Source organism: Rhodanobacter soli (genome assembly GCF_040548735.1).
In the GTDB taxonomy this organism is placed as follows: Bacteria; Pseudomonadota; Gammaproteobacteria; order Xanthomonadales; family Rhodanobacteraceae; genus Rhodanobacter; species Rhodanobacter soli_A.
On record NZ_JBEPSD010000002.1, the window covers coordinates 571,583 to 585,613 of the forward strand.

General features: G+C 61.7%; 13 protein-coding genes. 11 read left to right on the top strand and 2 right to left on the bottom strand.

Going from position 1 to position 14,031, the window contains the following annotated elements; genetic code table 11:
• The first annotated feature begins 90 nt into the window (after positions 1-90).
• The 6 genes from ABIE04_RS13660 (at position 91) to fabV (ending at position 6,180) form a co-directional block, all read left to right on the top strand.
• Entirely contained in the window at positions 91-852 is a 762-nt protein-coding gene (locus ABIE04_RS13660; protein WP_354551213.1) for an S-methyl-5'-thioinosine phosphorylase, read from the top strand.
• Positions 853-1,012: 160 nt separating this feature from the next.
• Positions 1,013-1,219: a cold-shock protein gene (locus ABIE04_RS13665; protein WP_056385464.1), complete on the top strand. Its 207-nt coding sequence runs from the start codon at positions 1,013-1,015 to the stop codon at positions 1,217-1,219.
• A gap of 81 nt (positions 1,220-1,300) precedes the next feature.
• Entirely contained in the window at positions 1,301-2,383 is a 1,083-nt protein-coding gene (locus ABIE04_RS13670; protein WP_354551216.1) for a N(4)-(beta-N-acetylglucosaminyl)-L-asparaginase, read from the top strand.
• A 12-nt stretch (positions 2,384-2,395) separates the two neighbouring features.
• Entirely contained in the window at positions 2,396-3,130 is a 735-nt protein-coding gene (locus tag ABIE04_RS13675; protein WP_354551217.1) for a copper homeostasis protein CutC, read from the top strand.
• Positions 3,131-3,785: 655 nt separating this feature from the next.
• Complete coding sequence (locus ABIE04_RS13680) at positions 3,786-4,190, top strand: VOC family protein (protein WP_354551220.1); 405 nt, start codon at positions 3,786-3,788, stop codon at positions 4,188-4,190.
• A 787-nt stretch (positions 4,191-4,977) separates the two neighbouring features.
• The gene (gene fabV / locus ABIE04_RS13685; protein ID WP_354551222.1) at positions 4,978-6,180 is read left to right on the top strand and encodes an enoyl-ACP reductase FabV; all 1,203 of its coding nucleotides are present in this window, start codon (positions 4,978-4,980) and stop codon (positions 6,178-6,180) included.
• 383 nt (positions 6,181-6,563) lie between these two features.
• Here the strand turns inward: fabV and ABIE04_RS13690 are convergent, their stop codons facing one another.
• Positions 6,564-6,848, bottom strand: coding sequence for a hypothetical protein (locus ABIE04_RS13690; RefSeq protein WP_354551224.1), 285 nt, complete (start codon positions 6,846-6,848; stop codon positions 6,564-6,566).
• A 161-nt stretch (positions 6,849-7,009) separates the two neighbouring features.
• On the opposite strand from ABIE04_RS13690, the gene ABIE04_RS13695 reads away from it, so the two are divergent.
• The 5 genes from ABIE04_RS13695 to ABIE04_RS13715 all read left to right on the top strand — a co-directional run bounded on the left by ABIE04_RS13695 (position 7,010) and on the right by ABIE04_RS13715 (position 12,359).
• Positions 7,010-8,296 (top strand): hypothetical protein, encoded by a 1,287-nt coding sequence (locus ABIE04_RS13695; protein WP_354551227.1) that lies wholly within the window; start codon positions 7,010-7,012, stop codon positions 8,294-8,296.
• A 101-nt stretch (positions 8,297-8,397) separates the two neighbouring features.
• On the top strand, positions 8,398-9,144 hold the full coding sequence (locus ABIE04_RS13700) for a DUF6602 domain-containing protein (RefSeq protein ID WP_354551229.1): 747 nt from the start codon (positions 8,398-8,400) through the stop codon (positions 9,142-9,144).
• Positions 9,145-9,801: 657 nt separating this feature from the next.
• Positions 9,802-10,290 carry a hypothetical protein gene (locus ABIE04_RS13705; RefSeq protein ID WP_354551231.1) on the top strand — a complete coding sequence of 163 codons (489 nt, stop codon included), beginning with the start codon at positions 9,802-9,804 and terminating at the stop codon, positions 10,288-10,290.
• A gap of 234 nt (positions 10,291-10,524) precedes the next feature.
• The gene (locus ABIE04_RS13710; RefSeq protein ID WP_354551234.1) at positions 10,525-11,808 is read left to right on the top strand and encodes a hypothetical protein; all 1,284 of its coding nucleotides are present in this window, start codon (positions 10,525-10,527) and stop codon (positions 11,806-11,808) included.
• A 155-nt stretch (positions 11,809-11,963) separates the two neighbouring features.
• Positions 11,964-12,359, top strand: a complete 396-nt coding sequence (locus ABIE04_RS13715) for a GFA family protein (protein WP_354551236.1) — start codon at positions 11,964-11,966, stop codon at positions 12,357-12,359.
• A 98-nt stretch (positions 12,360-12,457) separates the two neighbouring features.
• Here ABIE04_RS13715 and ABIE04_RS13720 read toward each other — a convergent pair whose 3' ends face one another.
• Complete coding sequence (locus tag ABIE04_RS13720; protein WP_354551238.1) at positions 12,458-13,984, bottom strand: hypothetical protein; 1,527 nt, start codon at positions 13,982-13,984, stop codon at positions 12,458-12,460.
• Positions 13,985-14,031: the final 47 nt, after the last annotated feature.

Consider the following 14,031-nt stretch of genomic DNA (forward strand, 5'->3'; position numbering starts at 1 on the left):
CCACCCCTCCCCAGCCCTCCCCTGCGATGCAGGGGAGGGAGCAAAGCCCGGCCCATTCCGTTAGCTTCAGCCCGCCAATGGATCACAACGATGCCTCATCCTGACCAAGCTCCCATCGACCTCGCCGTCATCGGCGGCAGCGGCCTGTACAACTTCCCAGGCCTGGAAAACGCCACGCGGCAGGCGGTGGATACGCCATATGGCCCGGCATCCGGCGACGTGGTGATCGGCGACTTCGCCGGCAAGCGCATTGCCTTTCTCGCCCGCCACGGCGAGAGCCACACGCTGCCGCCGCACCGCGTCAACTACCGCGCCAACCTGTGGGCGCTGCACAGCCTGGGCGCGCGCCGGGTGATCGGGGTCAACGCGGTGGGCGGCATCCGTGGCGACATGGGGCCGCGGGTGATCGTGGTGCCCGACCAGCTGATCGACTACACCCACGGCCGCTACACCAGCTACTGCGATGTCGAGGGCGCCGAGGTGAAGCACATCGACTTCAGCGAGCCGTACACCGAATCGCTGCGCCTGCAACTGCTGGCGGCGGCGCGCGCGGTGAACGTCGAGGTGATCGGCGGCGGCTGCTACGGCGCCACGCAGGGACCGCGGCTGGAAACCCGCGCCGAGATCGCGCGGATGAAGCGCGACGGTTGCGACCTGGTCGGCATGACCGGCATGCCCGAGGCGGCGCTGGCGCGCGAGCTGGAACTGCAATACGCCTGCCTGGCGCTGGTGGCGAACTTCGCCGCCGGCTGCGGCGACGAGGCGGAGATCAGCATCGAGGAAATCTTCGCGCATCTGGCGGCGGCTACCGCCGAGGTGCCGCGCATCCTCGCCGCGATGCTGAAAAGCTGAGCGTCGCAACGAGCCAGCGGGCCGCCCGGATATTTTCGTATTGCACTCGGCCTTCACATATTGATACTTTCCCCCGGGCCAGGGCGGCGAACCGAGGGGGAGAACAGTGGTTCAGCGCAGATCCTGGCGCACCCATTCCATGGATCCAGAGGTTCACGCAATGAGTTTCGGTACGGTCAAATGGTTCAACGATGCCAAGGGGTTCGGGTTCATCGCGCCCGAGGATGGCAGTGCGGACGTGTTCGTCCATTTTTCGGCGATCAATTCCAAGGGCTTCCGCAGCCTGCAGGAAGGTCAGCGCGTACAGTTCGAAGTAACCCAGGGCCCGAAGGGCGCCCAGGCATCGGCAGTCGAAGTGGCCGCCTGATCCGCCAGGCATACGTTGCATAGCAAGAACGAAACCCCGCATCCTGTGCGGGGTTTTTGTTTTCGTGACCGGGAGAACGTGATGACTGACCGCAGGCAGTTCCTCAAGGCATTCGTGCTGGGAGCTTCGGCCTCGATGCTGGCCTGGGGCGGCAAGCTGGCCGCCGGACCGTTAAACCGAAGCGGCAAGCTGGTTGCAGGGCCCGCGCCGCGGACGCCGGCGACGGCGGCCGTGCGGGTGGTTTCGACCTGGGACTTCGGCGTGGCGGCGAACCGGGCGGCGTGGACGATCCTCGGCAAGGGCGGCCATGCGCTGGACGCGGTCGAGCTCGGCGTGCAGGTGCCCGAGTCGGACCTGAAGAACCACAGCGTGGGCAAGGGCGGCTATCCCGATCGCGACGGCCACGTCACCCTCGACGCCAGCATCATGGACGCCGACGGCAGCTGCGGCGCCGTCGCGGCGCTCGAGCACATCGAACATCCGATCTCGGTGGCCCGGCGGGTGATGGAGCGCACGCCGCACGTGCTGCTGGTCGGCGAAGGCGCGCTGCAGTTCGCGCTGGAACAAGGCTTCAAGAAGCAGGACCTGCTCACGCCCGAAGCCGAGCAGGCCTGGCACGAGTGGCTGAAGACGGCGAAGTACAACCCGTCGATCAACAGCGAAGTGCACGACTACGGCAAGGGCGGTAGCACCGGCATGCCCGGCGGTGTGAACAACCACGACACCATCGGCATGCTGGCACTGGATGCGCACGGAAAGCTGGCTGGCGCCTGCACCACCAGCGGCATGGCGTGGAAGATGCGCGGTCGCGTCGGCGACAGCCCGATCATCGGCGCCGGCCTGTACGTGGATGGCGAGGTCGGCGGCGCCACCTCCACCGGCGTGGGCGAGGAAGTGATCCGCAACGCCGGCAGCTTTCTCGTCGTCGAACTGATGCGCCAGGGCCGCTCGCCGCACGAGGCCTGCAAGGAAGCGGTGATGCGCATCGTCAAGAAGCGCCGCGAAGCCTCCAAGACCCTGCAGGTCGGTTTCCTCGCCATGAACCGCGACGGCGAGGTTGGCGCCTACGCCATCCAGCACGGCTTCTCCTATGCCGTGTGCGATGCGAAAAAGCAGGACGCCCTGATCCCCTCGCAAAGCGTCTACACGACGAGCTACTCATGATCCCGCTTGCCCATGATGCTTGAAATCGCCGCCAACTCGGTCGCCTCCGCGCTGGCCGCGCAAGAGGGTGGAGCGGGGCGGGTCGAACTCTGCACGGCGCTGGAACTGGGCGGCCTCACGCCGTCGCACGCGCAGATCGCGCTGGCCCGCGAACGCCTGCGCATCCCGCTGGTCGTGCTGATCCGCCCGCGCGCCGGCGACTTCCTCTACAGCGACCTCGAATGCGAAACGATGCAGCGCGACATCGAAACCTGCGTGGCGCTGGGCTGCGACGGCGTGGTGCTCGGCGTGCTCGATGCCGATGGCAAGGTGGACATGCCACGCTGCCGCGCCCTGATCGCCGCCGCCGGCAAACTCGGCGTCACCTTCCACCGCGCCTTCGACCTCGCGCACGATCCGTTGGCCTCACTGGATACCCTGATCGCGCTGGGTTGCGAACGCGTGCTGACGTCAGGTGCGCAAGCCAGCGCCATCGAGGGAGCGGGGTTGATTCGTCAGCTGGTCGAACTCTCGGCCGGGCGCATCGCCGTGATGCCGGGGGCAGGCGTGGACGCGGGAAATATCGGCAAGTTGCGCGAGCTCACCGGGGCAAGGGAATTCCATGCGTCCGCGAAGCGGCAGCATCCGTCCGCCATGCACTGGCAGCCGGCGTTGCTGAAGGACATGCAGGGTGGGGAGTTGCGCAGTGATGTCGAGCAGATACGAGGCATTGTCGCGGCCCTGAATGCCGCGGCTGCCTCGCGCTGACGTGCTGCGAGACTGGGCTGCGAGACTGGGTGGCAGGTTCAAGCTGCAACAAGGAAGCCAGGCCATGGGTTCCTGGACAACGAAGTCCACAAGGGAATGTGATTTTCCGGGACAGGTTGCAGGATTAGACTTCATTTCGAAATCCACTTGGCGTAGGCCTCATGTTGAGCAATCGCGCACTCATAGTTCTGATTGCCGTATCTCTCATGTGCGGCTGTAGCTCTTGGCAAAATTGGCGGATGCAGAAGAGCGTGGAGCGCTCACGCGCTGCCGCCCTAGCCGAGATCGATCAGGAGCAATGCAAATCTGAGGGTGGTGCTATCCGTGAGGTTGGCATGTACGGCACACCTGCATGCGTCAAACCGTTCCAAGATGCGGGTAAGGTCTGCTCGGATAAATCTGAGTGCCGAGGACTGTGCAAGGCGTCGGAGCGCAGCATGGTTGGCTCTCACTCAACCGGGACTTGCCAAAGGGACACGCATGACATGTACGGCTGCTACAACAGGATTGAGCGAGGCGTCGTGGTCGGAGGTCTCTGCGTTGACTAGTATCGACCCTGACATCTCGTTCAATGCGAACGTCCAAGCCGCCGCTTTGACTCCAGCGTCAGGCCGCAGCGAATATCCATACACCCATCGACACCTAGGAGAGCACCGTGAGCAAACAGATATTCGTCAACCTCCCGGTCGCCGACCTGCCGAAGTCGCTGGCCTTCTTCGAAGCACTCGGCTTTTCACGGAACCCGCAGATGGGCGATGACTCTGGCGCGTGCATCGTCGTCAGCGACACGATTTTCGTGATGCTAGCTACGCATGCCAGGTTCAAGGACTTCACGCCCAAAGCCATATGCGACACGAGCAAGGCCGTCGAAGTCTTGCTCAACCTCCATTGCGAGAGTCGCGAGGAGGTCGATGGTCTCGTGGCCAAGGCGCTCGCCGCGGGCGGTTCGACCTACGACGAGCCGGAAGATCTGGGCTTCATGTACTCGCATAGCTTCGTCGACCCGGACGGCCACGGGTGGGGACTCTTCCACATGACCGCCATGCCGGCACAGGAGTGATCCGCGTGATTCGTGCACGAGATCATGCGGGCTAGTCATTCGTTCAAGGCGGGGCCCCACACCGTCATTCCGGCGAAGGCCGGAATCGCACTTCAACAGCGAAGCTGGTCATCGCACTTCAGCTCCTCAACAACGAAGCCAGCCATCCCTCCAGCCTTTCGCAACAGCAACTGCGATCCCTGCCTTCGCAGGGATGACGAGCAAAACCCCCACACCGTCATTCCGGCGAAGGCCGGAATCGCACTTCAACAGCGAAGCTGGTCATCGCACTTCAGCTCTTCAACAACGAAGCCAGCCATCCCTCCAGCCTTTCGCAACAGCAACTGCGATCCCTGCCTTCGCAGGGATGACGAGCAAACCCACCACACCGTCATTCCGGCGAAGGCCGGAATCGCACTTCAGCTCTTCAACAACGAAGCCAGCCATCCCTCCCGCCCTTCGCAACAGCAACTGCGATCCCTGCCTTCGCAGGGATGACGAGAAAAACTCCAACACCGTCATTTCGGCGAAGGCCGGAATCGCACTTCAACAGCGAAGCTGGTCATCGCACTTCGGCTCTTCAACAACGAAGCCAGCCATCCCTCCAGCCCTTCGCAACAGCAACTGCGATCCCTGCCTTCGCAGGGATGACGAGCAAAAACCCCAACATCGTCATCCCGGCGAAGGTCGGGATGACGAATAAAACCGGGTCACCCGATACTCCCTACAGCAGCGCATGGGCCTCCCGCTTGGTTAATATGGCGGAATGCCCGATATCGGCAGCCGAATACCAGCAGGAGCCACCCGAGTGATCATCAAGCCCAAAGTCCGAGGTTTCATCTGCATCACCGCCCACCCGGTCGGTTGCGAGCACAACGTGCTCGACCAGATCAGGGTCACCCAAGCCGCGGGCCACGATGCCAGCAAAGGGCCCAAGCGCGTGCTGGTGATCGGCGCCTCCACCGGCTACGGCCTGGCCTCGCGCATCACCGCCGCGTTCGGCTACGGCGCCGCCACGCTGGGCGTGTTCTTCGAGAAGCCCAGCAGCCATGAGAAGACCGGCACCGCCGGCTGGTACAACTCCGCCGCGTTCGACAAGGCGGCCAAAGCCGCGGGCCTGTACAGCAAGTCGATCAACGGCGACGCGTTCGCCAACGAGACCCGCGCCAAGGCTATCGAGATCATCAAGAACGAGATGGGCGGCCCGATCGACCTGGTGGTCTATTCGCTGGCCTCGCCCGTGCGCAAGCTGCCGGACACCGGCGAAGTGGTGCGCTCGGCGCTCAAGACCATCGGCGAGCCCTTCCACAACACCTCGGTCGACACCAACAAGGACACCGTGATCGAGGCCACCGTCGAGCCGGCCACCGAGCAGGAAATCAAGGACACCGTCACCGTGATGGGCGGCGAGGACTGGGCGCTGTGGATCGACGCGCTGAGCGCCGCCGGCGTACTGGCCGAACACGCCAAGACCGTCGCCTACAGCTACATCGGCACCGAGATCACCTGGCCGATGTACTGGCACGGCACCTTGGGCCAGGCCAAGCAGCACCTGGACAACACCGCCAAGCAGTTGCGCAGCCGCCACCCCGGCCTCGACGCCTACGTCGGCGTGATGAAGTCCGTCGTCACCCAGGCCAGCGCCGCCATCCCGGTGATCCCGCTGTACGTCTCCATCGCCTTCAAGATCATGAAGGAGAAGGGCATCCACGAAAACCCCATCGAACAGGCCAACCGCCTGTTCCACGACCGCCTCTACCGTGCTGATGGCAAAGCTGCACCCACCGACGACGAAGGCCGCCTGCGCCTGGACGACTGGGAACTGCGCGACGACGTACAGATCCCCTGCAAGACGATCTGGCCCACTGTCACTACCGAAAACCTCAAGCAGATCACCGACTACGCGGGGTACAAGCATGAGTTTTTGCAGTTGTTCGGGTTTGATCGGGGGGATGTGGATTACGAGCAGGACGTCGAGGCGGATCGGCGGTTTGATTGTTTGGAGCTTTGAGGACGGCTGAGAATCGAAGTGGCCGGAGGTAACTTGCATCGTTGCCTCTGGTCCCTTTCTCGCATCGTTAGCTCTTCTGTTTAGCCGTTATGGCGACAGGCCGCCACGAGTCGCCAGCGCACCAAGCCCTGACCTGGAACCTTATGTTGATGGTGATTCTGTGGCGGAAGCGGGTGAGGCGATGTTGAACTAGCCTCTTCTCCGCAACCCTCACACCGATAAATTCCCGATGCCGGAGTTTGGGTCGCAGGAGAGAGAACTTTGTCGAACAATTCAGACTTATTCTCGCTAAAAAATTGACCGTGCTTGTAGTTCGGCATTGATGTGACCTACCGTGTGAAGGGTTGAATTTCCGCCGTTCCCTCAGCCGGATCGACCTGGGGTTAGATCCCGTAGCGTTCCCAGCGCCATAACTTCCAGATGGTTGCCATTCCGAACGTGACACCGGCGACCATGCCAGCGATGCTGCTGTAGTTGGCCACGCTCCAGAACACAACCGCGAAAGGTGAGCCCTGCCCAGCGCTTATTGCCCACCACGGGACCACGACGCTGAGCAGCAAGACGAGGATGACTCCGCTCCATAGTGATCTGAGGTAAGAGCCCGCGAAGGACCAGATCAAAGCCTCAAGTAGCTGCTCACCAATGGATTTGCGATTTCGATTCGACATGAAGGACCTCTCACGGTTGCCTAAAACTGCCTATAGCATCGCTCGCGCCGTTCTCAAGGATTGAGACTGAGCTGGTCATTCTTTTGGACCGAAAGTGCACTCTGATCAGCGTTTCGGAATATGGTTAGCAATACGGTGCTTTTTTCTCAGGGGGAGAGAACATGCAGCAGGCTGTAACAGCGGTAACCAATCTGCGCGATCAGTGGTCGGGACTAGTTGAAGTGCGCCCAAACGAACTTGATTTGAGCGCGATCGGTCTCGGTGCTTCAGCCGAATCGCTGAGGGTTCTATTCCAAGAATGGCTAGATACACTCACACTTCTTTCGGGCAAAGCGAACAGGCTATATCCGACAGAGGCCGCTTTGGCCAATACCCAATTGACGAAGTGGGTAAACGAACTAGCAGGCAACGTTGTCGCTGCAAGAAGCAATGGCGGTCAATGGCTGATCCAACAGCCACTTTTTTTGGATCGGCTGATCTCTATTTCTGGGGTGGTCTCTCTAATAGCAGGACGACGTGCAGAGATTACCAAGCAGCTTGCCAAACAACTTGCTAGTGAAAGCATTGAAGGCGCGAGCACTCTGTTGGAAGCGCAACCGAAAGCAGCTGCGTTTCTGGAAAGGAGCTCTGACATAACGATGGCGCTGGATGAGATAGACGTCCAGCAGACAAAAATGCAAAAAGAGCTCGCGAAGTGGGGCGATACCGTTGCGACCTTTAGCGATATGCAGCAAGAGATTGAAGATGCGAAAAATACTGTCTTGGGGCGTAACGGGGAAATCGAGCAACTGTACAAGGATATAGTTGGCTATCGCTCGCAGGCTGAGCTGAAGTCCGGCGAGCTTGAGCGACGTATAACAGACCTGAATTCCGAAGTAGAGAAAGCAAAGATCGAAGCGAGCACTGCTGTCGCTTCGTTGCAAGCTGCACTCATTGATGCGCGTAAGCAAGGTCTTGCGGGCGCATTCACTGACCGAGGGGCCAAAGTAAAAAATGAACGTCGTACTTGGGGAATCGTTTTTAGTGGAGCTGTCGTTATTCTGTTGGTTCTTGCCCTTGCATTTGTCAGTGATCTAACCAAATTTACCTACGAAGCTCTTACCGTAAATCTTTTTAGGCGACTTGCGGTTGCAGGTCCGATGATTTGGGTTGGATGGTATGCAGCCAAGCAAATTGGCCGCCTAGGTCGTATCCAAGAGGATTACGAATACAAGGCAGCGACTGCGCTTGCGTTCCAGAGCTACAAATCAGAAGTGGCTTCAGTCGGGGACGATGCATTGACGACCGAACTACTTCAGCGCGCCATCGCAACGTTCGGCGAAAACCCTGTAAGACTCTACGGAAATGAACACCATGATCCTGTTTCACCTGTCAGTGAGCTCCTGAAGCAGGTGGATAAGGATGATACGTTCAAGCTCCTCAAGAAAATTTCCGAACTTATGAGATAGCTTAAAAGGTAGATGACGTATCTTCACTGAGAGGAAAAGTTGATGGGTGAGGCGAAGAGGCGTCATAGATGCGTCCAACCTAACTTGCTACAGGTGTTCTGATGGACCTTACACAACTTTTTGAATCAATTTCACATGAATGCGAGGCTCTTCAGGATCGGGTGCGGCATCTCATTGACGATCAGCATTGGCTTACCGACGGAGAATTCAAGGAAACGATACTTCGAACCATCATTCGCCGGACTGCGCCAGAAACGGTGAAGGTTGGGCGTGGGTTCGTTCTTACCCATGGGGCCCAGAGCACTCAGGTAGATATACTCATTTACGACAGTAGCTACCCCGTTTTGTACAGAGACGGCGACTTAGTTTTCATTTCGCCCATTGCTTGCCGTGGCATCGTTGAGGTCAAGACGACCTTGAAGCTGAGTACGCTGCGGGAAGCGGCGTTAAAGCTCGCGGACATGGCTGATTCGATTCGTTCGCATTCGAGAAAGCCATTGTTTGTCGGGTTGTTTTCTTATGGTTTCACGGCCGCACACCGGGAGAGAGTATTGGATACCCTTCAGGGTGCTTCAGGGGGCAGTCCGTTGCGGGTTATCAACCATGCTGCGTTGGGGCCGAATACCTTTGTCAAATATTGGGAAGCCAATCCGAATACGCGGCATAAGGGTTACGAGACATGGCACCAATATGAAATGGAACGTCTTGGTCCTGGCTACTTCATACACAATCTGGTGACTTCGATGGCGCCAAAGTTGTCCGTCGAGGATGGAAATGTTTTCTTTCCGTGGGAGGGAAAGGAGTTCAGATGCACTAACCAACTCGCTCTCCGAGCACCTGCTGGCTGACGCTGAAACCCTAGTCGTGGAAAAGATAGCAGAGTCAGTTTTTGGTGTGTCGAGCTTCTGGGCTCTGACTCGAAGTGGCAACCAGGATCTATTGATCCACCCGCAACTCTAAAACCCCCAGGCCCGAACCTCCCAAGCCTTGCGCGCAACACCCAAACCGTTGCACGCAAGGCTTCGTGCTTTGCGCCCAACCCCCAAACCTTCGCGTCCAACCGTCACGACCTTGCAGCGACAAGGTTCGGAACGTCGCGCGCGACGCTTTCAGCGTTGGCCGCGAGGGTTTTTCAGTCGCGGGCGACCGTTTGACCCTCGCACTCGACGTTGGAGACCTTCGCACTCCGAGGCTTTCAGCCTTGCGCTTCGGAGTTTTTCGCTTGCGGGCAGGGGTGGATCGGTTGCGCGCGAACGTCGCAGGGTCGCGCGCGAAGGGGGAACCGTTGCGGGCGGTTTCCAAACCGTTGCAGGCGGGGGTGGAGAACTTCGCGGGCGGACGTGGCGGGGTGGCGAGTGGGGCGTTTGCCGTCGTGTCCGCGCATGCCGCGGGGTATTTCGGGATAGTCCGACAGGCAAGTGAGGCTGGCGGCGACACGGCCGGGCGATGCGGGCCAGTAGCCTGCGCGGGCCGGCAAACGGCCGGCTTATCAAGGAAGTCACCACATGGCCCAGAACCTGGTCGATCTCGATTTCACCGCCGATGCGCTCGCTGCCATCGACGCCGCCCTTGCCGCGCTGGAGGCTGGCTTCGCCGGCCTGTTGGCGCTGACGCCGGATCAGCGTCAGGGGCTCACCAAGATGGGCGACAAGTCCGAGGCGTTCTGCCGCAAGGCGGATGCCGTGTTCGGCGAGAACCTTGCCATCCTGCCCGCCAATTTCGACCTGGCGGCCTACCGTCGCGATCTGGCCACGATGGATGCGCTGCGCCCGCGCCTGGCGCGGCTGTCCAAGTTGAGCCAGCGCGGCGACGACACGCAGATGGCGGTGGGCAGCGACCTGATGACGAATGCGCTGGAGGGTTACGCGGTGCTCAAGGTCACCGGCAAGGGGCAGGGCGTGGACGACCTGCGCAAGATGCTCGCCACCCGCTTCGCCCGCGGCCCACGCTCGCCTTCGGCGCCTGCCACCCCGACCGAGCCGGCGATCGCCTGACGCTCGTTGCTTCCGGCAATGTGCTGAAAGAAAGGCCCCGCATCGCGGGGCTTTTCTTTTGGGGGCGGCAACCATGCGGCCTTCTCTTGCCACCCGCAGACCGGCGCTAAGATGACCTCGTGCGGGGGCGAGCGGAGGCGGGCGGGGATGTGGAGACGGGTGGTTGGTTGAGCTGCGGCGCGACACACTGCGTCACTCATGCACCCGGACCGGGGCGGCGTATAGGAGCGAACGATGAAAGTCTTCGGATACAAGGACATGGTGCTCGTGGAACCGGCGAGCCTCGGCAAAGGTGAGTTTCGCGCCGGCTTGATGCATCGAGTGCTGTTCGTCATGGAGCCGCTCACGCATTTGAACTGGAAGTTCTGGAACGATTATGCGGGGGCGATGAAGGCCTGCGCCCGACTCGTCCCTCACACATCCGAGGTCGAGACGGCCATCAAGGGCTTCACGAACGGACTCGAATTGATCGACGCTCCCAGCGCTTGCGTCTACGTGGTGTATTCGACCTTCGACCTGTCGACGGTGGAGACGAACGACGTGCGCAAGATGATAAACATCCAGATGTGCATGACGGTCACTACCAGCGCCACGGACCGCAACTTTCCCGCCGTGACGCACATGGGCATCTTCCGATCGCCCCTGTTGTCCGTCGCCAATCTGTCGGGGCTGCCGCCCCTGATCAAGGCCCAGCTCGAAGGGACGCCGGACTTCTATCGCGGCAAGCCGGCCAAGGGCATCTCGCTGGTGCTGCATTGCTTCGCGGCACGCGCACTGGTGACGTTCCTCGGCGGGTGCCAACCGACATTGATGATCACGGCGCCGCTACCCCACATGGGCAATCTGTTGGGCGAGGTGGGCAAGATCGTCGCCATCGACGTGATCCCGAAGCTTGGCAGGAGCGAGCCGCCGATCAGCGGTGGCTCGACGCCACGCCTGTCGAGCGCGCCCACGACCGGATTTTCAAGCCTTTCGAGTAGAAGTCCGATGCCGATGACGCGCCCGACCAGCACCTACGGTCGTGGCGGGGTGTCGACATCGTCGCCGAAGATCGGTGCGCCGAGCCTGGTCAGCAGCCCCAGCTTGTCGTCGAAAGAAGCTTCGTCGAGTTCATCGTCACCGATGTCGACGTCGATGTCGACGTCGACGCCGAAGATCGGCGCACCCAGTCTGGTCGCCAAGCCCAGCTTGTCATCGAAAGAGGCTTCGTCGAGTTCGCCGAGTTCATCGTCACCAGAGAGTGCGCGGGAAACGTCGCCGATAGACGCGCCACGCCAGGTCGGGGCGCTGAAATATGCCGTGCTGCGCGGGCCGATGAACAGCAGTCTGATGATCAAGTACCAGGGATTGGACGTAACCTGGACGCAGATCGAATATCCATGGCTGTTTGCGCTGGCGTTCAATCTCTCCCACAAGTACGCAGCGACCTTCTCGGATCTGCGCGTGCTGCGCGAGCTGCACCAGGACATCGTGATGGCATCGGGACCGCATACCGCGCAGCTGATCAAGCCCAAATAGGGAAAAGGTGTCAGGGACAATTCTTACAGCGAAGAACGGGGTCAGGTTCACTTACAACCGTTTGAATTGTTGTAAATCGCCGAACTAGACTTCCTGCGCCAGGCCCAGCGATAGGCCCGTAAACCCTGGTGCTGCTCTATTCCATTGGAGTTTCCATGACCGACCGTCAAGCAACATGCAGCTGTGGAAAGCTCGTCGTCTGCACGCGCGGCGAGCCGGTACGGGTCTCGATCTGCCATTGCCTGGCGTGCCAGAAGCGCACGGGCAGTGTGTTCGGCGCGCAGGCGCGGTTCCCGTCGGATGCGGTGACGATCGAGGGGCAGAGCAGGGAATACGCCCAGGCCGGCGACAGCGGCAGCATTGCCCGGTTCCGGTTTTGCGGCGAGTGCGGCGCCACCGTGTGCTGGCAGAGCGATGCGTTGCCGGGGTTCGTCACCGTGGCGGTCGGCGCTTTTGCGGACCCGGGCTTTCCACCGCCGCGGGTGTCGGTCTATGAGCAACGTCGGCATTCCTGGCTGGGCTTGCCGGACGATATGGAGCATTTCGATTGAGGCGTGACCACCGGTGGCCTGGCTCCGTTGCCCGGTCTGGCACCTTCTTTCAAAGCGCAACAGCGTAGATGCCCGGGTCCGTCACCGGCACCTCGACCCTAGCGCGACAAAAGCTGCCGCATCTGGCTCGCCGTGTGGCTATCGCCGACCGCGTCGGCGGCCAGGGCCGCGCCGTGGAGTGCTGCCCGTCGGCCCGGCGCCGCTGCCAAGGCGGCTTTGTAGGCGTCGAGGGCGTCCTGCGGCTTGTGCAGTTGCAGGTAGAGGTCGCCAAGCTGCTCGCGTGCGGGAATGATCGGGCCTGGCGTCACCGGCAATTTCTCGATGGCGTCTTCCTGGTCGGCCGCCCGCCGGAGCGTCGCCACGCCATCGTCGGGGTGCGCGCCGGCCGCTGATTGCCAGGCCCTGGCTTCCTTCCCGAGGATGTCGACCTGGGTCGCCCAGTAATCTTTCTTGCTGGCCAGCAACTGCTGCCGACAGGCGTCCAATCGCGCGATGTCGGCATCGGCGGCTTTGGCTTGCCCGGAGCGCGCGTTGGCCACCGCGCGGGCCCAATAGACGATGGCCGCCACCTCGGGCGCCGCGCCGTCGCCTGCCTGCAGGCGCGAGGCGACGGTCCACTGGCGGCCCTCCATGGCGAGGCGGGTCGGCATGGCCGTGGCGGCGTAGCCGACCTTGAACTCGGCACCGGCGTGGACGCCCATGCTGTCAAGCGAACGCACCACCTGTTCCGCGTCGGCGCGCCGGCCGCGCTGGAGATACGCGTAGGTGAGGTAGTCCATCGCATGGAGTTCCTCGCCAACGTCGCCCTGGCTGTGCGCCGCGGCGCGCGCCGCCAGGTTCGATGCGATGGAGTCGTCCCACAAGCCCAGCCGCGTGAAGATGTGCGATGGCATGTGCAGCGCATGCGGTGCCGAAGGCGCGATCTTCGAGTAGGCGCGTGCCGGAGCCAGGCCGCGGGGAGCCAGTTCGGCACTGTCGTAAGCGTGGATGAGGTAGTGGGCTACGCCGGGGTGATCGGGATGTTTCCTGTAGATCGGCTCCAGGATGGCGCCGGCCTGTTTCTGGTTGGCGTGCGATGTGTCCTGCGGGGAGGCCGTGGCCAGGAGCGACAAGGCGTAGAGCACCTGGACTTCGGTGTCGGCCGGGTAGCGGCTGGCCGCGACAGCCATGGCTGCCTCATAGGCCTTGGCGCGGGCGGGCGGCGGTACGTGCCCGGCATCGTGGTAATAGGCTGCGATCGCGGCGATCAACGCGCGTTCGCGCGCGGTCTTCGCGCCCAAGCGGGTTGCCTGGATGGCTTCCGCTTCGCCCTTGGCCAACTCGTCCGGGGCGGGCGGACTCCACAACGGGTGGAAATGGGACATCGCGATGCCCCAGTGCGCCATGGCACAGGAAGGGTCCGCGTCGGCGACCTCCCGGAAGGCTTTCTCCGCGGCGGTATAGGCAAAGGAGTGGAGCAGGGCGACGGCGCGTTCGAAGTCGTGCGATACCGCGGGTGCGCAGGAGGTGGGGAAACTGACCCGGCCCAGTTTTTCCGGCGCCGGATGCGAATGCATTTCCTGGGAGGAAGCGGCCGACGCGCAGGCGAGCGTGCTGGCCAAAAGCAGGGCAGTGATGGTTTTCATCGCTGAGGCTCCGGCAGGCGGGTGGGGACGATCATAGGCTCACCGGC